Below are 19321 nucleotides of genomic sequence, written 5' to 3'. Positions count from 1 at the left end.
GGGCCATGCCCCGCGGCGAGGGCACGGCCCCGCGCGAGGGGCCCATCGACCCGGGCGGCTTCGAGGTGGAGGACGCCGGTCTCGGTCTTCACGCATATGTGTACGACATCGGCAGCTACCACTTCAACTGGCACGAGGAACTGGAGCTGCTGACCATCGTCCGGGGCGAGATCGAGGTCTGCGCCGGCGGACGGGCACGCACCTGCACCAGCGGCGAGATGACGCTCATCAATCCCCACCAGGGTCACGCCACACTCGCGCTCAGCGCAGGGGCCCGGGCGCTCGCCGTGCACTTCTCCCCGCACGTCCTGGAGGGCGTGACGCCCGACTGGCCGGCGAACCGTTTCGCCTCCATGCCGGGAGACTCGCCGAGGCAGCTGTCCGCGCAGGCACGTGTCCGGGCCGCAGTCGCGGCCCTGCTGCTGGAACCGGTCACGCGGGCCGAGGAGGCGTTCAGGCTGCGCGCGGACTTCTACCACATGCTCGCAGGGATCGTCGAGGCCTTCCCCCTCACTGAGCCCGGCGTGACCAGGGCCCGGCATGACAGCGGCAATGCCGTCATCGCCAAGGTGTGCGCCCACCTGGAGCAGCACTTCACCGAACGCATCACGCTGGCGCAGCTCAGTCGCATCGGCGGGTACAACGAGAGCTATCTGTCGGAGTTGTTCACCCGGACGATCGGCATGAGCGCCTTCGACTATCTGGGCCGCCTGCGCGTACGCGCGGCCGCGCGCCAGCTCGCCGAGACCCGGGACCGGATCAGTGACGTGGCCCTCGCCAACGGATTCCCCGACGCGAAGGCCCTCGACACGGCCTTCCGGCGCTGGTTCGACAAGTCGCCATCGGCCTACCGACGTCACATCGCGACCGGCCCGGCAGCAGCCGAGATCGCCGTGGTGGATGCCGGTTTCAAGAAGCGCTTCGTCCCACGCGCCGACGACGACGTCAGACGTCTGCTCACCGACTGGTACGAGATCGTGCGCTCCCCGCGGCGCCGCAGCGCGGAGCTGGCCGGGCTGAGGACGCGGGCCGACCAGCTGGCCGACGCCGCAGCGGATCTCGCCCGTCGTCTCAACCGCCTCGAGCAGTAGGGCATGTTCTCGGTCCCGGCTCGGTCCGCAACGGCCGGGGCCGCCGGCCCTGACGAGTGCCGACCTGGCCTGTCAGGCCCCGATCCGCCGGGCCCGACGGGCCGGGCGCATTTCCCGTCCGCACCGCCGCCGCGCGCGGGCGGACGGCCCTGGAACAGTGCGACACCTTGTCGCGAAATCCTCGAAATATGCCGTGACCAGCCCCTGCGCCCCCTTGCAGAGTGAGAGCACCGGAGCAATCGCCGTGCCCCGGTTGACCATGAGGGGAGGCTCGCCACGATGGCGACAACCACGAGAACAACGAGCGGCCGCACGGACATGACGGACCAGGCGACCCGTCTGACCCGCATGCTGGCCCGCTTCACCGATCACATCAGCAAGCACCTGCCGTGGGACGTCGAGCAGCGGCTGACCGAGCTCGCCGCCGCGGAGACCGACCAGCGCGCCCGGATGATCTACGACACGATGCGGCGCAACCAGGAGCTCGCCGCCGAACTCGACCGGCCGTCCTGCCAGGACACGGGTCTCGTGCAGATCATGGCCCGGGTGGGCGACGGGTTCCCCCTGCGCGACCGGCTCCCGCAGATCTTCCGGCAGGCGGTCGGCACCGCCACCCGGACGGCCCCGCTGCGCCACAACACCGTCGAGACCTTCGACGAGGTGAACACCGGCACGAACACCGGCACGGACTCCCCCTGGGTCTACTGGGCGCCGCTGCCAGGCTCCGCGGACCTCGAGGTCGACATCTACCTGGCGGGCGGGGGCTGCTCGCTGCCCGGCCAGGGCAGGACGCTCATGCCCGGCGAGGGCTACGAGGGAGTCGTGGACTTCGTCCTCGACGTCATGGTCTCCTACGGGGTCAACGCCTGCCCGCCCCTGCTCGTCGGCGTCGGCATCGGATCCTCCATCGATGCCGCCTCGTACCTGTCGAAGCGCGCCCTGATGCGTCCGGTCAGGAGCCACAACCCCAATGAACGGGCCGCCCGGCTCGAGGACGAGCTGGAAACGGCGATCAACGCCCTGCACCTCGGGCCGCAGGGCATGGGCGGGGAGAACTCCGTCATGGGCGTGCACATCGAGAACTCGGCGCGCCATCCCTCGGTGCTGTCGGTGGCGGTCAACACCGGCTGCTGGTCGCACCGTCGGGGCACCGTGCGGGTGCACCCCGATCTGTCCTACGAACTGCTGACCCACGAGGGGGTTGAACTGTGAGCACGACACTGACCACGCCCATCAGCGCCCAGGACCTCGCCGGCATCCGGGTCGGCGACGTCATCCGCCTGAGCGGCCGACTCGTCACCTGCCGCGACGTCGCGCACCGGCGACTCGTGGAGGAGCACCGCGCACTGCCCGTCGACGTCCACGACGGCGCGATCCTGCACGCCGGGCCGATCGTACGGCCGAGCGCGACGGCGCGCTCCGGCTTCGAAATGGTCTCGGTGGGCCCCACGACCTCGATGCGCATGGAGAAGTTCGAGTACGAGTTCATCAAGCAGACCGGCGTCCGGCTGATCGTCGGCAAGGGCGGCATGGGCCCCGGCACCGTGGCGGGCTGCCAGGAGTTCGGCGCCCTGCACTGCGTCTTCCCCGCCGGCAACGCGGTGATCGCCGCCACCGAGGTGGAGGAGATCGAGGACGCCCAGTGGCGCGATCTGGGCATGCCCGAGACCCTGTGGGTGAACCGCGTGCGGGACTTCGGTCCGCTCATCGTCTCGATCGACACCCACGGCGACAACCTGTTCGAGCAGCAGAGGGCGCGCTACGAGCAGCGCAGGGAGCAGGTGCTGGCCGAGCTCCGCACGAAGGTGGGGTTCATCAAATGAGCATCGGCATTCCCGTCAGCGCCGCCGGGGATGCGCACGAGCACCGGACCCGCCGGGCACCGGCGATCGGCGAGGTGCGTCTCATGCCGCTCGCCGTCGCGACGGCCGTCGGTCTGGCCGTCTGGATCATCCCCACGCCGTCCGGGCTGGCTCCCAACGCCTGGCACCTGGCGGCCGTCTTCGTCGCGACGATCATCGCCATCATCGGCAAGGCCGCGCCGATGGGCTCGGTCGCCGTCGTCGCCATGGCCGTCTGCGCGGCGAGCCGGGTCCTCGCCCCGGGCAGCACATCCAAGTCCGTCTCAGCCGCTCTGAGCGGCTTCTCCAACCCGACGATCTGGTTGATCGTCTCGGCCTTCTTCATCGCCCGGGCGGTCATCAAGTCGGGCCTGGGTGAGCGCCTCGCCTACTTCTTCGTCCGGATCTTCGGGCGCAGCACGCTCGGCCTGGCCTACGGTCTCGGCCTGGCCGATCTGGTGCTCTCCCCCGCGATCCCCTCGAACACGGCCCGGGCGGGCGGCGTCGTCTACCCGATCATGCGCTCGATCATCCGCGCGACGAGCGCCGACCCGGACGACCCCGAGAGCTGTCGGAGGATCGGCTCCTACCTGGCGATCACCGCCTACAACCTGGACCTCGCCGCCTCGGTGGTCTTCTTCACCGGTGCGGCCCCCAATGCGATGGGGGTCAGGCTCGCGGCCGCGGCCGGCGCCGACACGCCCAGCTGGGGCGGCTGGTTCCTCGCCGCGTGCGTCCCCGGCCTGCTCGGCTTCCTCGTGGTGCCGCTCATCCTGCACGTGATCTTCCCTCCGGGGGTTCGTCGCACACCGGAGGCCCCCGCCCAGGCCGCCCGGCGGTTGCACGAACTCGGTCCCCTGTCCGGGGAGGAGCGAGTGACGCTCGGCGTCTTCGTCCTCACCATCGCCCTGTGGGTCGTCGGGGACCGACTCATGAGCGCAACCACCGTGGCGCTCATCGGTCTGGGCATGCTGCTGCTCACCGGCGCGCTCACCTGGGACGACATGAAATCGGAGAAGTCCGCCTGGGACACATTGACCTGGTTCGCCGCTCTCGTGATGATGGGCAGCCAGCTCAACGAACTCGGGTTCATCAGCTGGTTCGGTGATCTCGTGAAGGGACCGCTCGGTGGGCTGAACCCGTCCGTGGCATTCATCGCCCTGTCACTGGTCTACGCCCTGTCGCACTACATGTTCGCCTCGGGCACGGCGCACGCCGCATCGATGTTCAGCGTGTTCTTCGGCGTCGGCACCGCCCTGGGGCTGCCGCCGGTCCCGCTCATCGTCCTGCTGTCGGGCATCCCCACCCTCATGGGCTGTCTCACCCACTACGGGAACGGCCCCGCCCCGCTGTTCTTCGGGACCGGGTACGTGACGATCGGCCACTGGTGGCGCAGCGGGCTGGTCATCGGGATCGTCCACATGGTGATCTGGCTCACGATCGGCACCGCGTGGTGGCACCTGATCGGGGCCTGGTGAGCGGTCCCCGTCAGCGGAGCACCGGGGCGGACCGCGGCCGTCCGGTCGGGGACCGCGGCCGAGTCCGTCCGCCTGCGGGATCGGTCGGGACACGATCCGGCGGGAAGCCCCCGGCCCGCCGAGGAATAGCCCGGGGCCCCCGCTGGTTGTACAGGGCGTCAGGAACATCGGAACGAAACAAGTCCAGGAGAAATCTCATGACCGCCACTGTCACCACCGCCCCCGCCACCACCGGCACCGTCGCCAAGGCCCTCCAGCAGGCCCTGGTCGACCTGACCGACCTGCACCTGCAGGCCAAGCAGGCCCACTGGAACATCAAGGGCGAGGGCTTCCGCTCGCTGCACCTGTTCCTCGACGAGATCGTCGGGGAGGCCCGTGAGGCCGCCGACGAGGTCGCCGAGCGTCTCGCCGCCCTGGGCGGCACTCCGGACGGCCGTGCCGCCACCGTGGCCGCGACGAGCAGCCTCGACGCCGTCGAGGGCGGCGATCTCGCGGTCGCCGACGCCTACGCCGGCTTCGCCGAGCGCACCGCCCGCGTCGCCGCCGGCATCAAGGCCACCCTCGACGCCGTCGACGCCGAGGACCACCTCACGAACGACCTGCTCATCGGCATCGCCTCCGAGCTGGAGAAGCAGGCCTGGATGCTGCGCGCCTCGCTCGCCTGACACCCCGCCCCGGACGCCCCCGCGGTGCGCGGGGCGTCCGGGGCGCATAGGATTCGATCCGTGGCCGCGTCGGAGGCACCGGAGCCCGAGCAGGGCCCGTCGTCCTGGCGCGGCCACGGCGTCCTCCTCGTCCCGGTCCCCCGGCTCGAACCCTTCGTGCGGGCGCGGACCGCCTTCTACGACGAGACCTTCCTCAGCGCCGACCCGGCGTTCACGCATGCGCACGTGACGCTGCTGGCGCCCCTGCACGAGCTGCCCGACCACGACACGGTGGCGCGGGCCCTGGCCGGGCACGGCCCCTTCGACTTCCGGCTCGCGCGCCTCGAGGCCTTCCCGGACGGAGTCATCCATCTGCGTCCCGACGAGCGCGCCCCCTTCAGCGCACTCATCCATGCCCTCATGCGCGCCCACCCGCAGGTGCGTCCCTTCGGCGGCGACGACCCGGAGCCGCACCTCACGCTCGACAGGATCTCCCGGGACGTCTCGCTCGCCTCGACGCGCACGCTGCTGGGCGATCTCGTCCCGGCCCGCTGCCGGGCCGAGCGCGTCGAGCTGCACTGGTACGAGGCGAACGCCTGCCGCGTCCTCGACGGCTGGCCGCTGCCCGGCTGACCGGCGCCCCGGGGACCGCGGGCCCGGCGTCAGGACCAGGTGTGGAGCACCTTCACGTACTGGGCGCGCTCGAAGGCGGCGGGGTCGTCGACCGAGTGGGCGTCCATGGCGCCGCGCAGCTGGTCGACGGACCCGTAACCGCGCGCGGCCAGCCAGTCGCGCAGCCGGTCGAGCATCGTCGCGATGACGCCGGGCCCCTCGTCGAGGACGGCCGAGGTCGTGCAGGCCACCCGGGCCCCCACGATGAGCGACTTCACGACGTCGGCGCCGCCGTGCACGCCTCCGGTGACGGCGATCTGCAGGTCGGGGCACTGGGCGGCGAGGATGCCGGCCCAGCGCAGCCGCAGCGGCAGCTCCGCCCGGGTCGACAGGACCAGCCGCGGGGTCACCGTCAGCTCCTCCAGGTCGATGTCGGGGCCGTAGAAGCGGTTGAACAGCACGAGGGCGTCGGCGCCGGCGGCGCGGGCCCGCGGGGCGAAGTTGGCCAGCGAGGACAGATAGGGCGAGATCTTCAGGGCCAGCGGCAGCCCTCCGACGGCCTCCCGCACCTCGGCGACGACGGCGAGGTGGCGGTCCTCGACGTCCGCGGCGGTGAGCGCGGGGTCCGCGGCGACGTCGTAGAGGTTGAGCTCGAGCCCGTCGGCGCCGGCATCGGAGAGGAGCCTGCCGTAGCGCGCCCAGTCACCGGGGCGGGCGCCGTTGAGTGAGGCGATGACCGGGATCGACAGGGCCTCGGCGGCGTCGCCGACCAGCTCGACGTACCGGTCCGCGGAGGCGGTGCCGCTCACCGACAGGCCGGCCAGCGGGGCGGAGTCGAACTCGGCGAAGGCGTCGCCGGTGTCGAGCACGGAGTCGGCGGCCAGCGCCTCCGCCTCGATCTCCTCGGCGAAGAGGCTGGGCAGGACGACGGCGCCCGCCCCGGACGCCTCGATCTCGATGAGCTTGTCGAGTCGGCGGTTGAACGGTCCGGCGGAGGCCACGACCGGGCTGACCAGGTCGAGGCCCATGTAGGTGGTGCTCAGCTGCGGAGCACTCATCGGGCGTCCTCCCCCTCGGCCCGGGCGGCGGCCCGTTCGGCGGCCAGCTCCGCGCGACGTGCGGCGATCGCGGCCGCCCGCTCCTCCTTGCTCGGACGGGCGGCGGCCCCCTCGGCGGGCCGGGGGGCCCCTCCGGAGCCCCTGTCCGCGCCGCTGGCGGCGGCAGCCTTGGCCCGGGCGGCGGCGATGCGGGCGGCGCGGGCCGCCTTCGCGACGTCGCCGTCGGCCCCGGCCCGCGCCGTGGGCCGGGCGACGGGCTGCGGGGCGCCGTCCTCGTCCCCGGGCCGCTCGGAGGGCAGGGCCCGCTCGATGCCGGCGACCTGGCTGTAGTAGCGCCAGCGTTCGTCGGCGTCGGCCTGCGCCAGCCTCTCGAGCTCGGCGGCGCGCTCCGGGTCGGAGCGCTTGAGCATCGCGAAGCGCGCCTCCTTCGCCATGAAGTCGGCGACCCGTCCGGTGGGGGCCTTGGAGTCCAGGTGCAGGGGCACCGCGTGCTCGTCGGTGCCGGGGCGGAAGCGGTACAGCGGCCAGTAGCCGCTGGAGACGGCCTCGGCCTGGTGCGTCATGGACGTGCCCATGTCGATGCCGTGGGCGATGCACGTGGCGTAGGCGATGACGAGGCTCGGCCCGGGCCAGGCCTGGGCCTCGAGGAGGGCGCGCACCGTCTGCTGCTGGTTGGCGCCCATGGAGACCTGCGCGACGAAGACGTCGCCGTAGGCCTGGGCGATGAGGCCGAGGTCCTTCTTGGCGCCGCTCTTGCCGCCGGCCGCGAACTTCGCCGCCGCCCCGCGCGGGGTCGCCTTCGAGGCCTGACCTCCGGTGTTGGAGTAGACCTCGGTGTCGAGCACGAGGATGTTGACGTTGCGTCCGCTGGCGAGCACGTGGTCGAGGCCGCCGTAGCCGATGTCATAGGCCCAGCCGTCGCCGCCGATGATCCACACGGACTTCTCGACGAGCTCGTCGGCGAGGGAGGCCAGGCGCGCGGAGGCGGCGTCGGTGCGCCCGGCGAGGGCCTTCTTGAGCCGGGCGACGCGCTCGCGCTGGTCGACGACGCCCTGCTCCTGGCCCATGTCGGCGTCGAGCAGCCCGGAGACCAGCTCGGCGTCGAGCCCGGGCAGCTCGGCGAGCAGGCGCCTCGCCTCGTCGTTCTGCTGCTCCCAGGCGAGCCGCATGCCCAGGCCGAACTCGGCGTTGTCCTCGAACAGCGAGTTGCTCCAGGCCGGGCCGCGCCCGTGCCGGTCCTTCGCGTACGGGGCGGTCGGCAGATTGCCGCCGTAGATGGACGAGCAGCCGGTGGCGTTGGCGATGAGCATGCGGTCGCCGAACAGCTGGGTGAGGGTGCGGATGTAGGGGGTCTCGCCGCAGCCGGAGCAGGCCAGCGAGAACTCGAAGAGCGGCTGCAGCTGGGCGACGCCCTTGACCTGGTCGTGGCGCACCACGGTGCGGTCGATCTCGGGCAGGCCCAGGAAGTAGTCGTAGTGGGCGCGCTCGGCCGCGAGGTGCTCGCGGCGGGGCTCCATCGCGAGGGCCTTGCGCTTGACCTCGGTCCTCGAGCGTGCCGGGCAGACGTCGACGCAGATGGAGCAGCCGGTGCAGTCGTCGGGGGCCACCTGGACGACGAGCCGGTGGTCGGTCAGTCTCCGGTCGCGGTAGTTCTTCGACGGGAAGCCCTCGGGCGCGTCGGCGAACTCGTCGGCGGGGGCGACCTTGATGCGGATCGCCGCGTGCGGGCAGGCGAGGGCGCACTTGCCGCAGTCGATGCACAGGCTCTCGTCCCAGATCGGGATCTCCTCGGCGATGCCGCGCTTCTCGTACCGGCTCGTGGCGACCGGCCAGGTGCCGTCGACCGGCAGGAGGCTCACCGGCAGGGAGTCGCCCTCGCCGCGCAGCATGGCTCCGGTGACGCGCCTGACGAAGTCGGGCGCCTCGTCGGGCAGCGGTCTCATACGGGCCAGGCCGGACAGTTCGGACCCGGGCTCGACGTGGACCATGCTCTCGACGGCCGCGTCGACGGCCTGGAAGTTGCGCTCGACGATGATGCGCCCGCGCTTGCGCAGATAGGTTCTCTCGATGCTCTCCTTGATCCGCGGGATCGCCTCGTCCCGGTCGACGACGCCCGACAGGTAGAAGTAGCAGGGCTGCATGACCGTGTTGATGCGCTGGCCCAGGCCCGCCTCGTGGGCGATCCGGGCGGCGTCGACGACCCACAGGTCGAGGTCGCGGTCGAGGATGATGCGCTGGACGTCCTCGGGCAGCCGGTCCCAGGTGTCGGCGCCGTACGGCGAGTTGACGAGCACCGTCGCGCCCCGCTTGGCCAGGTCGAGGGTCGGCATCCTCTCGAGGAGCTCGAACTGGTGGACGGCCACGAAGTCGGCGGCGTCGACGAGGTAGGGGGCGTCGATCGGCCTGCTGCCGAAGCGCAGGTGGCTGACCGTCGTGGCGCCCGACTTGCGGGAGTCGTAGACGAAGTAGCCCTGCGCGTAGCGGTCGGGCTCGGAGGCGATGATCTTCACCGAGTTCTTGGCGGCCCCGACGGTGCCGTCGGCGCCGAGGCCGAAGAAGACGGCGGTGAGGCCCTCGGGGGCGATCCGGAAGTCCTCGTCGACCGGAAGCGACAGGTGCGTCACGTCGTCGTCGATGCCGATGGTGAAGCGCCGGTGCGGCGCCTCGGCCGCCAGGTCGTCGAAGACGGCCTTGGCCATGGCCGGGGTGAACTCCTTGGAGCCCAGGCCGTAGCGCCCGCCGGTGATCAGCGGCAGGGGCCCGTCGAAGTGCTCGCCCGCCTCGGCGACGGCCATGACGACGTCGGCGAACAGCGGCTCCCCGGCGCTGCCGGGCTCCTTCGTGCGGTCGAGGACGGCGATGCGGCGCACACTCGGGGGCAGCGCCTCGATGAGGGCCTCGGCGGGGAACGGGCGGTACAGGCGCACCTGCGCCACGCCGAGCCGGGCGCCGTCGGCGTTGAGCGCCTCGACGGTCTCGCGGACGGTGGCGCCGCCCGAGCCCATGACGACGACGACCCGGTCGGCGTCGGGCGCGCCGTGGTAGTCGACGAGGTGGTACTGGCGGCCGCAGCGGGCGGCGAGCTCGTCCATGACCTCCTGGACGACGCCCGACGCGACCTCGTAGAAGGGGTTGACGGCCTCCCGGGCCTGGAAGTAGACGTCGGCGTTCTGGGCGGTGCCGCGCAGCTGCGGGGCGTCGGGGGTCAGGCCGCGCTCGCGGTGGGCGAGCACGTCCTCCTCGCGGACGAGCGCCCGCAGGTCCTCGCGCTCGAGGGTGTCGAGGGTGTTGACCTCGTGGCTGGTGCGGAAGCCGTCGAAGAAGTGCAGGAAGGGCACGCGGGTGCGCAGCGTCGCGACGTGCGAGACCGCGGCGAGGTCGTGGGCCTCCTGGACGTTCGAGGCGCACAGCATGGCCCAGCCGGTCTGGCGGCAGGCCATGACGTCGGAGTGGTCGCCGAAGATCGACAGCGCGTGCGTCGCGACGGCACGGGCCGCCACATGGATGACGGCCGGGGTGAGCTCGCCGGCGATCTTGTACATGTTCGGGATCATGAGCAGCAGGCCCTGGGAGGCCGTGAAGGTGGTGCCCATGACGCCCTTCGTCACGGCGCCGTGCAGCGCGCCGGCGGCACCGCCCTCGGACTGCATCTCGACGACCCGGGGCACACCGCCCCAGATGTTCGTGCGCCCGGCGGCGCTCCAGGCGTCGCAGCTCTCGGCCATGGCCGAGCTCGGGGTGATGGGGTAGATCGCGATGACCTCGCTCATCGCGTGGGCGACGCGGGCCGCCGCCTCGTTGCCGTCCATGGTCTCGCGGCGGCCCCGCGCGCGGGACCCATCCGCCGGGGGCGCCCCGGAGGTCGTCTGGTCGGTGGTCGTCGCCGTGGCGGCGTCTGAACGGACGGTCGTGGTCATCGAGAACTCCTCTTCTGCTCCCCCAGAATTCCACAGGCCACAAGCCGATCGGCACTGCGGTGCCAGACCGTGCGAGATGGCCTCACAGGGGCGCCGATCCGCCCGTGATGGCGCTCAGGGGACCCTGAGCGGGTGCGCGGCCGGACCCGGATCCCTCGCACGGCCGCGGCCTCGTCGACTAACCTGCCCCTCGTGACCGTCTCGCACGCACCGGTGCAGCCGCCCCGCAGCCGGGGGTCGGGCGCCCGCGGTCCCCGGCTGCGGCTGCTGTGCGCCCTGTGCGCCGCGCTGACGATGGGCGCGGCGCTGCTCATGGGGGCGCCGACGCGCGCCGCGGCCGAGCCGGGCCCGGCCGAGGGGCGCTTCACGAGCGTGGACGAGCGCATCGAGCTCGACCGCAACGGCGTCGCCCGCGTGCGCATCGACCTCGTCCTCGACGCGGGGACGACGCCCGTCACCGGCCCCGTCCTCCGGGTGCCGCGCCGCATCGAGGCCGACGAGGCGGACGGGCACCGGCGCTACCGCGCGGTGCGCACCACCGACGTGGGGGTCACGAGCCCGACGGGCGCGAGCACCGCGGTGCGCTCTCACAGCGCGCGGGACGAGCGCCTCTACACGATCGGCGATCGCGGCGCCAAGGTCGTCGGCGTCCAGCGCTACACGATCACCATGACCGTCCGGGGGCTCGTCACCCCGGGCGGCGAGCAGGACGGGTTCGTCTGGCCCGCCGTCCTCGCCGGCTCGGCGGTGCACGACCGGTTCACCGCCGTCGTCGTGGCGCCGGACGCCGTGCTCGGCGCCGACTGCGCCTCCGGCGGCGCCGACTGCCGGGCCTTCACCTCGGGGGTCGTCGCGCGCTTCGCCGCGCAGGACGTGGGGGCCGACCGGGCGCTCGTGCTGCGGGCGCACTGCCCGCGGGGCACCTTCCAGGACGTCGACGAGTCGTACACGACCGTCAAGACCCTGGCCGACCGCTTCCCGCTCGACGGCCCGGACCTCGTCGGCGCAGCGGTGATCCTCGTTGTCGGCGGCGGCCTCACCCTCGCCCACCTCTCCCTCATCTGCCGGGACCACCGCTGGGCCAGCCCCGTGCCGGGCACCATTCCCCCGCCGCCGGGCACCCGGGTCGTGCGCGGCACGGCCCACCACGTGCCGCAGCGCTCCTGCCCGCCCGAGGGCACCCGGCCCGCCGAGGTGGGCATGCTCATCGACGCCCGCCCCGAGTTCGCCCACATCACGGCGACGATGCTCGACCTCGCCGTGCGCGGCTTCATGACGATCCACCGCGAGGAGGACCACGCATGGACCTTCCGCCGCACCGACAAGGAGGCCGGCGCGCTGGAGCTCTACGAGCGCACGGTGCTCAAGAAGATGTTCCCCAAGGTCAAGGGGCGCATCGTCACGGTCACGAGCACCCAGCAGATCTCCCGCGCCAAGGGCGGCTTCCTCACGACGCGCGAGGGCATCGAGCGGCGGGTGGCCGAGCTCGGCTGGTTCCGGGTGGCGCCCAACAAGGCGCGGGCCCGCTGCCGCGCCGTCGGCACCGTCGTGGGTCTGGGCGGCCTGCTCTCGGTCGTGCTCCTCGCCGGGCCGCTCGGCCTGGGCCTGTGGTCGGTGGCGATCACCTCGATCGGCCTGCTCGTCCTGGCCGTCATCCCGCTCATGCCCTCGCGCACGCCGGTCGGCAGCGCCGTGCGCGAGCAGGCGATGGGCTTCCGCTCGTTCCTCGTCGACCTCGACCCGGAGAGCGTCGACTGGGCCGAGTCGGGCAACATCTTCGGCCGCTACCTGCCCTGGGCGGTCGCCTTCGGCGTCTCGGAGGCCTGGATCGACCGTTTCCAGGAGCTCACCGACGAGGGCCGTTACAGGCCGAAGTTCATCTGGTACGAGGGCCTGTCGGACTCGCCCCGACGCGGCCAGGGCGAGCTCGAGGCGCTCACCTACCTCGTGGACGACTTCGCCCATGCGCTGGCGCTGGCGACGCGCTACGCCTCGACGCAATCCCCGGAAGTCACCGCCTGGTGAGGCCCGGAACCGGCCCCGGGCGTCACGGCGGGGCCCTCAGATGCGAGCCCACTCCGGGCCGGTGCGGCCGAGCTCGGCGTCCAGCTTGCGGAACAGCGGGATCGGCCTGCTCAGCGGCGTCCCCGGCCCGATCCGGCGGGAGGACCACACGGCCTGCTGGCCCGCGTAGTCGCCCGTGAGCACCGGGTAGCTGTGCTCGGCCGGGCCCCGGCCCTCGGTGACCTGCTCGATGCGGGGCTGGGCGGCCCAGACGCCCCGGCCGCCGAGCATCTCGAAGACCCTCTGGGCGGCGTGCGGCAGGAACGGCGTGAGCAGCGTGTTGGCGTCCTGGACCACTTGGAGGGCGGTGTTGAGGACCGTGTCGCGGCGGTCGGGGTCGTCCTCGAGCTTCCAGGGCTCCTGCTGGGAGATGTACTGGTTCGCGAGCGAGACGACGCGCATGGCCTCGGTGATGGCGGCCTTGAACCGGCACTGCTCGATGAGACCGCCGACCGTGCCGAAGGCGTCCCCGGCGGCGTCGAGGAGCTCCCGGTCGACCCGGGTGAGCTCGTGGGCCGGCGGGACGGCGCCGTTGCTCCTGGCGGCCATCGAGATCGAGCGGTTCACGAGGTTGCCCCACTCGTTGGCCAGCTCGTTGTTGTTGCGGCGGACGAACTCGTCCCAGGTGAAGTCCGTGTCCTTGTTCTCGGGCCCGGCAACGGCGATGTAGTAGCGCAGCGCGTCGGGTCCGAACTCGCGGAGGAAGTCGCCGACGTAGATGACGACGCCCGCGCTCGTGTCGACCTTCGAGCCCCTCATCGTGAGGAACTCGCTGGAGACGACCTCGGTGGGCAGGTCGAGCCGGCCGAGCTCGGCGCTGGGGGTGCCGCCGCGGGAGCCCTCGCCATTGAGGCCGAGCAGCATCGAGGGCCAGATGACCGAGTGGAAGACGATGTTGTCCTTGCCCATGAAGTAGTACGAGCGGGCCTGCGGGTCCTGCCACCAGGCCTTCCAGGCGTCGGGGTCGCCGGAGCGCCGGGCCCACTCGACGGAGGCGGACAGGTAGCCGATCACCGCGTCGAACCAGACGTAGATGCGCTTCATCTCGTCGTCGGCCCAGCCCTCGACCGGCACCGGGACGCCCCAGTCGAGATCACGGGTGATGGCGCGGGGCTTGAGCTCCTTGGCGAAGTTGTAGCTGAAGTTCAGCACATTCGGACGCCAGTCGCTGCGCGAGTCGAGCCAGGCCATGAGGGCGTCGGCCAGCGCGGGCAGGTCGAGGAAGAAGTGCGAGGTCTCGACGAAGCTCGGCCTCTCGCCGTTGATCCGGCTGCGCGGCTCGATGAGGTCGGTGGGGTCGAGCTGGTTGCCGCAGTTGTCGCACTGGTCGCCGCGGGCGCCCTCGAAGCCGCAGATCGGGCAGATGCCCTCGACGTAGCGGTCGGCCAGAGTACGACCGGTGCTCGACGAGATGGCCCCGAGCTGGGTCCGCTCGACGATGTAGCCGTTGCGGTGGAGGGTGCGGAAGATCTCCTGCACGACCTCCTGGTGGTTGAGCGTCGTGGTGCGGGTGTACAGGTCGTAGCTCAGCCCCAGGCCCGCCAGGTCCTCGACGATGACGGCGTGGTACTTGTCGGCGGTCTGCTGGGGGGTCAGGCCCTCGGCCTCGGCCTTCACCTGGATCGCGGTGCCGTGCTCGTCCGAGCCCGACACGAGCAGGACGTCGTGGCCCGCCATGCGCATGTACCGCGCGAAGACATCGGAGGGGACGCCGAAGCCGGACACGTGGCCGATGTGGCGGGGCCCGTTGGCGTAGGGCCAGGCAGCAGTCGCGAGGATGTGAGCGCACATGCGGCCAAGGATAGTAGGACGCCGCTCCGGCCGCCGCACGGTTCCGCGAGCCCCGGACCGTGGGTCCGGGCGGGCACGCGCTCGGCGCCGAGCGCCCGGCAGGACGGGAGCCCCGGACCGTGGCCCAGGACCGTTCCCGGGACGTCGGACCGATCGGCCGGGCGGGCTGTCGGGTCCGGCGCCGATGGCGGCCGTTCCCCGTACGACGGGCCGAGCGCCGTCATGTCGTGCTCCCCCGCCCTCGTCCGGGCCGTTCCCCGAGCAGCGGTCCGATCGGCCGGAACGCCGGACCCCGGCGGACCCGGACCGGTAGTCTCGGGGCTGTTCCCCGCGCGGGGCGGCCGCGCCCCGCGCCCGTCCGAGAGATCATGGAGGCCCCCATGGACGACGTCGTGTTCGAGGTCGACGGCGGCGCGGCGGTCCTGCGCCTGAACCGCCCGAGGGCGCTCAACGCCCTGTCCACCGAGATGTTCGAGGCGATCGCCCCCCGGCTGACCGCCTGGCGCGACGATCCGTCGATCACCTCGCTGCACCTGCACGGGGAGGGGCGGGGCTTCTGCGCCGGCGCCGACGTGCGCGCGATGCGCGAGATGATGCTCGGGGGCGGCGTCGGGCCGGCGCTGGACTTCCTGGCGCTGGAGTACCGCACCGATGCGCTCGTCGCCGGCTTCGGCAAACCTGTCACCGCGCACCTGCACGGCATCGCGATGGGCGGCGGCCTCGGCCTGTCGATGCACGGGGCGCACCGCGTCGCGGCCGCCGACCTGGCCCTGGCGATGCCCGAGGTGCAGATCGGCCTGTGGCCCGATGTCGGCATGACCTGGGAGTTCTCCCGGCTGCCGGGCCAGGCGGGCGCCTGGCTGGCCATGACCGGCCGGACGATCGACGCGCCCACCGCCCTCGGGCTGGGTCTCGTCGACGAGGTCGAGGGCATGGCCGCCGCGCCGGTGCTCGACCTGGGCTGGGTGGACGAGTGCTTCGTCGGCGACGACCCGGTCGAGATCCTCGCCCGCCTCGAGTCCAGCAGCGACGAGCGGGCCCAGGAGGCCGCCCGCCGGATCCGCGCCAAGTCGCCGCTGTCGGTGTGCGTGGCGCTGGCCGCGGTGCGCCGCGCCGCGGGCCTGGCCGGGCCGGTCGAGGCGCTCGACCAGGACCTGCGGATCGCCCGCGGCCTGCTGCCCGACTGCGACTTCGTCGAGGGCGTGCGCGCCCAGCTCGTCGACAAGGACCGCGACCCGCGCTTCGCGCACGCCCGCGTCGAGGACGTCGACCCGTCCCGTGTGCGGGCCATCGTCGGCTGACCCGCCCCGCATCGCCCGGTTTCAGGACCTGGTTGCGGTGCCCTGGGCGAAGAGCAGGCGCCAGCGCGGGCGGCCGAGCGCGTCGTCACGCACCCATACCGAGCTGCGCAGGCTCGACATCGTCCTCGTGACGGCGCGCCAGCGCAGCAGCACGGCGTCGGGGCCCAGGCGGGTGGCGCCCAGCTGCTCGAGCCGGGTCTCGCGTTCGAGGGGCGCGATCTGGGCGAGCAGGCGGCTGCGCGTCCAGATGCGCCCGGCCGCGTCGTGCTCGACGAAGTCGGGGTGCAGGAGCACGCGCAGCCGGTCGGGGTCGGCGCGGACGGGGGCGGTGAGCAGAGCCCGCTCGGCCTCCCAGACCTCGGCGAGCCCGTCGCGGGCCGGTGCGACGGCGCCGGACGGATCGGGCTCGACGACGGGGCTCGGGGCGCCCAGCGCGCCGCGGCCCGCCGTGCCGCGGTCCGCCGGGCAGGGCGCCGGCGCCGGGTCCGGGCGGCGGTCGGAGCCGGGCCGGTATCCGGGTCCGGGGTCGGGCTCGCGGTGGTCCCGATAGGCGGTGGCGGCCGCCCGGGCGCGGGCGTCGGCGGCCTCGTTCATGCGGTCGCCGGCATGGCCCTTGACCCACTCGAAGGAGACCTCGCGCCCGGCCAGGGCCTCGTCGAGTGCCTGGAGCAACTCGACGTTCTGCACGGGCCTGCCGTCCTTCTTGCGCCAGCGGTTGCGCTTCCATCCGGGCAGCCACCGGGTGAGGGCGTTGATGACGTACTGCGAGTCGCACCGGACGCGCAGCGGCTGGTCGGCGTCGACGGCCGTGGCGCGCAGCAGCTCGAGAACGGCCCGCAGCTCGCCCATGTTGTTCGTGCCGTGCGGCCAGCCACCGCTGGCCCAGCGCTCGTCGTCAATGTACCAGGCCCAGCCGGCCGGGCCGGGGTTGGACAGGGACGAACCGTCTGCAGCAGCCGTGATCACGCCCCCATTGTGCTCATGCCGCCAAACGAGCCCCACCCCAGTACGACTGAATCACCGACATGACTGGATCGCCCCGAGTCGCGCCGTGCCTCCTGCCGCCGCGGCGGAACCCCTGGCCCCGCCGATTCCGCCGCTCCCCATCGGGACGATGGTCGTCGCCGGGTCGTTCGTGCCGCGCCGCGGGCGCACAGCGACATCGTGGATGCACACCGCCGGCTCTGGGTCCGCGGACGACGCGAGTCCTGTGCGCCGGTCGCCGGTGCGGGCCGCGCGCATCCGTCTCACCGTCCTGCGATCCGGGGTCGGGCCGTCGGCGCCATGGACGGCGTCGGTGCGCGGGCGCCGATGCCGGGCCAGTGGGGAGAGGATGCCGCCCCGAGTCCTTGGTGTTCCCGTTTTGGTGCGTATTTTGATCAGTGCCGTGTCCTGTGGATGCCGTGAAATAAAGTCATATTTTTGATGGATTTGATGCGTCTTTTTGGATATGATCGAGGCATGCAGGTTGAGGTCACCCCGGAAGAAATCGCCGTTCTGATCAGGTGGAAGAAACGCACAGACAATCATGACTGTCATGGAACAGGATCGTTTCTGGTTTCGTGGGGCGGGAGGTGTTCGAAGTCGTGGTCGACGGCGCGGCCGGTGACGTGTGAGGCGAACGCGCCGAAGGTTTCTTCGGGGGTCTCGCGCTGAATGTTCGCGATGTTGTTCTTGGCCGTGTTCCGGACGTGCTCGACCGGGTTGTGGTCGGGCGCGTACGGCGGCAGATGGATCGGCGTGATGCGCTCCAGCAGCCGGCCCGGCTCGTAGAGGGCGGTCAACGCTTTCACGTGGTGGAACCGGGCGTTGTCCAGGACGACCGCGATCTTCTCTGCCTCGGTTTCTCGTTGGAGCAGGTCCGGTGCGAGGATCGTCTGCTCGGTGTTCCGGTTCCCCTCGATCGGGTACAGCGTGACCTTCTTGCTGGTCAGGGAGAGTGCGCCGAAGAAGGACTGGGACGTCCTCCGCCGGTCCACGGACCGGCCTGGTGCGCTGCCCTCTTTTGGGGGCTGCATGCGGCGGGTCTCGGCCTCGTGCTCCAAGCGGACCTCGCCTGCCGTGTAGACCTCCCAGCACTGATCCAACAAGCTCTTGACTTGGGTTTTCACCTCGGCCATGCGTCGGGTGATGGCTTTCTCGTCGCGGTGCTCGTCGAACGGGTCCGGGCGGCTCGAGGCTCGGCCCGCACAAGCGCAGGAGCAGCCGGTACGAGGAGTCCGACTGGTGTTGTTCCACGTCGAACAGGGTCTTCACGACGTCGCGCAGGGCTGGGACGTCCCAGAACTCGGCGTGGATGCCCGCCGGGGAGGGCGGCTGGGCGAGGATGGCTTGAGTTCTTCCTTCTGGGCGCGGGCGGGTTTCGCCGCGTTCTGGTTCCCCGCATGGCCGGTCAGGACCGAGCACATCCTGGTGGCCCGCCAGTCGGCCAGCCACTCCTGCACTGTCCTCCCGGCCCGCTCAACCATCTTCGCGATGATGCCGATTCCGACTCCTTCGGAGGCGTACAGGATCGCTTCTGCTTTCATCCGCACCAACACATAATTGTCGGAACGCTTCCTCCACCCGACCAGGACGACGGTCTCTTCCGGGGCGACCCCAACCTGCATGCTCCAATCATATCCGAAACAGCACAGGAAATCCACGAAAAACACGGTTTCGTTTCATGCCGGCCAAAATTTCCATACCGACTCACCCAAAAACCTTGTTAAAAGAACACTATCGTTCTAAAGGGTCAGCCATTCAATTTGGAGTAATTATCAATGACCCTTATGTTTTTCTTTAGCTTTAGCACGTCTCACCGATCTAACATATTTTTCATGTTCATCTTTTTCTCTCTTTTTATTCGCTGAAGCCGTCTTTTTAAGATCATCGCGTTGTCGTGCAAGGGCTTCTTGTGAAGCCGTACTAAGCTTTGCAACCCTAGCTTCTTTAGCAGCAATTCTAGCGGCACGCTTTGGATTAATTTTCTTATAACTATATTGTTCTATATCCGAATGTATCGGAGAACTACAAACTGCCTTTTCTATTAATGCAGAACCATTTTTATGAATCCAATTGATCAACTCAGCAGAACCAGGTTCAGCACCAAGTACCTCTTGTGATACATAGCGACCACTATCATCCTCCATTTCAAACAAAATACACCAGAACTGACCATTATAATATAGCGTAGTTGAAGCACGAATTACCATTTTGAATCCTTATACTCATCTCTCGATAATTCACCAGCATAGGTGTTTTGCGATAATATAGTTCAATAAATATTAAGGGTCTAGGAAGATTTAAATATTTCATATTAAATTTTTTCATACTTTGCATCTCCATTGGCTATTTTTTAGCTACAATCAACGTGTCCGTAGCAGCTAAGTTCTGTTGGTATAAATCCATAAAATCGGCTTGCTTAATAAATTCAATAAGATTATTCGGTGTATACTCACTTCCAACGGGAGATACAAGAGCCATCCCTAAGCTCCCGAGGAGACTTAAAGGATCTGAAGCTCGATCATTAGCAATCATCCGAT

17 protein-coding genes are annotated in these 19321 nt (G+C 70.4%); 8 read left to right on the top strand and 9 right to left on the bottom strand.

Annotation, left to right across the window (positions count from 1 at the left end; genetic code table 11):
- The first annotated feature begins 5 nt into the window (after positions 1-5).
- From EGX94_RS10860 to EGX94_RS10835, 6 genes are all read left to right on the top strand, one after another.
- Positions 6-1091 (top strand): helix-turn-helix domain-containing protein, encoded by a 1086-nt coding sequence (locus EGX94_RS10860; RefSeq protein ID WP_021796784.1) that lies wholly within the window; start codon positions 6-8, stop codon positions 1089-1091.
- Positions 1092-1370: 279 nt separating this feature from the next.
- Entirely contained in the window at positions 1371-2303 is a 933-nt protein-coding gene (ttdA, locus tag EGX94_RS10855) for a L(+)-tartrate dehydratase subunit alpha (RefSeq protein ID WP_021796788.1), read from the top strand.
- A complete protein-coding gene (gene ttdB / locus EGX94_RS10850; RefSeq protein WP_021796786.1) occupies positions 2300-2914 on the top strand; it encodes a L(+)-tartrate dehydratase subunit beta in 615 nt (204 codons plus the stop codon). The genes ttdA and ttdB overlap by 4 nt, the downstream gene beginning before the upstream one ends.
- A complete protein-coding gene (locus EGX94_RS10845) occupies positions 2911-4410 on the top strand; it encodes an anion permease (RefSeq protein WP_021796783.1) in 1500 nt (499 codons plus the stop codon). Before ttdB ends, EGX94_RS10845 begins: the two co-directional genes overlap by 4 nt.
- 197 nt (positions 4411-4607) lie before the next feature.
- Positions 4608-5075 (top strand): Dps family protein, encoded by a 468-nt coding sequence (locus EGX94_RS10840; protein WP_021796780.1) that lies wholly within the window; start codon positions 4608-4610, stop codon positions 5073-5075.
- A 60-nt stretch (positions 5076-5135) separates the two neighbouring features.
- Positions 5136-5687 carry a 2'-5' RNA ligase family protein gene (locus tag EGX94_RS10835; RefSeq protein WP_021796782.1) on the top strand — a complete coding sequence of 184 codons (552 nt, stop codon included), beginning with the start codon at positions 5136-5138 and terminating at the stop codon, positions 5685-5687.
- A 29-nt stretch (positions 5688-5716) separates the two neighbouring features.
- On the opposite strand, the gene EGX94_RS10830 is transcribed toward EGX94_RS10835, so the two are convergent.
- On the bottom strand, positions 5717-6724 hold the full coding sequence (locus EGX94_RS10830; protein WP_021796785.1) for a dihydroorotate dehydrogenase-like protein: 1008 nt from the start codon (positions 6722-6724) through the stop codon (positions 5717-5719).
- Entirely contained in the window at positions 6721-10641 is a 3921-nt protein-coding gene (nifJ, locus tag EGX94_RS10825) for a pyruvate:ferredoxin (flavodoxin) oxidoreductase (RefSeq protein WP_226906025.1), read from the bottom strand. The genes EGX94_RS10830 and nifJ overlap by 4 nt, the downstream gene beginning before the upstream one ends.
- A 192-nt stretch (positions 10642-10833) precedes the next feature.
- On the opposite strand from nifJ, the gene EGX94_RS10820 reads away from it, so the two are divergent.
- Positions 10834-12666, top strand: coding sequence for a DUF2207 domain-containing protein (locus EGX94_RS10820; RefSeq protein ID WP_021797355.1), 1833 nt, complete (start codon positions 10834-10836; stop codon positions 12664-12666).
- A 36-nt stretch (positions 12667-12702) separates the two neighbouring features.
- Here the strand turns inward: EGX94_RS10820 and metG are convergent, their stop codons facing one another.
- Positions 12703-14496: a methionine--tRNA ligase gene (metG, locus tag EGX94_RS10815; RefSeq protein ID WP_043121296.1), complete on the bottom strand. Its 1794-nt coding sequence runs from the start codon at positions 14494-14496 to the stop codon at positions 12703-12705.
- Between the two features lie 380 nt (positions 14497-14876).
- On the opposite strand from metG, the gene EGX94_RS10810 reads away from it, so the two are divergent.
- Entirely contained in the window at positions 14877-15797 is a 921-nt protein-coding gene (locus tag EGX94_RS10810) for an enoyl-CoA hydratase/isomerase family protein (RefSeq protein ID WP_043121293.1), read from the top strand.
- Positions 15798-15818: 21 nt separating this feature from the next.
- Here the strand turns inward: EGX94_RS10810 and EGX94_RS10805 are convergent, their stop codons facing one another.
- The 6 genes from EGX94_RS10805 to EGX94_RS13495 all read right to left on the bottom strand — a co-directional run bounded on the left by EGX94_RS10805 (position 15819) and on the right by EGX94_RS13495 (position 19316).
- On the bottom strand, positions 15819-16763 hold the full coding sequence (locus EGX94_RS10805; protein ID WP_123826297.1) for a ribonuclease HI family protein: 945 nt from the start codon (positions 16761-16763) through the stop codon (positions 15819-15821).
- A 51-nt stretch (positions 16764-16814) separates the two neighbouring features.
- Positions 16815-17336: a hypothetical protein gene (locus tag EGX94_RS13500; RefSeq protein ID WP_021798317.1), complete on the bottom strand. Its 522-nt coding sequence runs from the start codon at positions 17334-17336 to the stop codon at positions 16815-16817.
- A complete protein-coding gene (locus EGX94_RS10800) occupies positions 17333-17917 on the bottom strand; it encodes a transposase (RefSeq protein ID WP_021798314.1) in 585 nt (194 codons plus the stop codon). The genes EGX94_RS13500 and EGX94_RS10800 overlap by 4 nt, the downstream gene beginning before the upstream one ends.
- A 132-nt stretch (positions 17918-18049) precedes the next feature.
- Positions 18050-18406 carry a helix-turn-helix domain-containing protein gene (locus EGX94_RS10795; protein WP_192962651.1) on the bottom strand — a complete coding sequence of 119 codons (357 nt, stop codon included), beginning with the start codon at positions 18404-18406 and terminating at the stop codon, positions 18050-18052.
- 150 nt (positions 18407-18556) lie between these two features.
- Positions 18557-18991 carry a YjdF family protein gene (locus EGX94_RS10790; protein ID WP_021798319.1) on the bottom strand — a complete coding sequence of 145 codons (435 nt, stop codon included), beginning with the start codon at positions 18989-18991 and terminating at the stop codon, positions 18557-18559.
- A gap of 136 nt (positions 18992-19127) precedes the next feature.
- The gene (locus EGX94_RS13495) at positions 19128-19316 is read right to left on the bottom strand and encodes a hypothetical protein (RefSeq protein WP_123826295.1); all 189 of its coding nucleotides are present in this window, start codon (positions 19314-19316) and stop codon (positions 19128-19130) included.
- Positions 19317-19321: the final 5 nt, after the last annotated feature.

The sequence above is a fragment of the Propionibacterium acidifaciens genome, assembly GCF_003798325.1.
GTDB classification, from domain to species: Bacteria; Actinomycetota; Actinomycetes; order Propionibacteriales; family Propionibacteriaceae; genus Propionibacterium; species Propionibacterium acidifaciens.
This window is presented reverse-complemented; position numbering and strand designations above follow the sequence as displayed.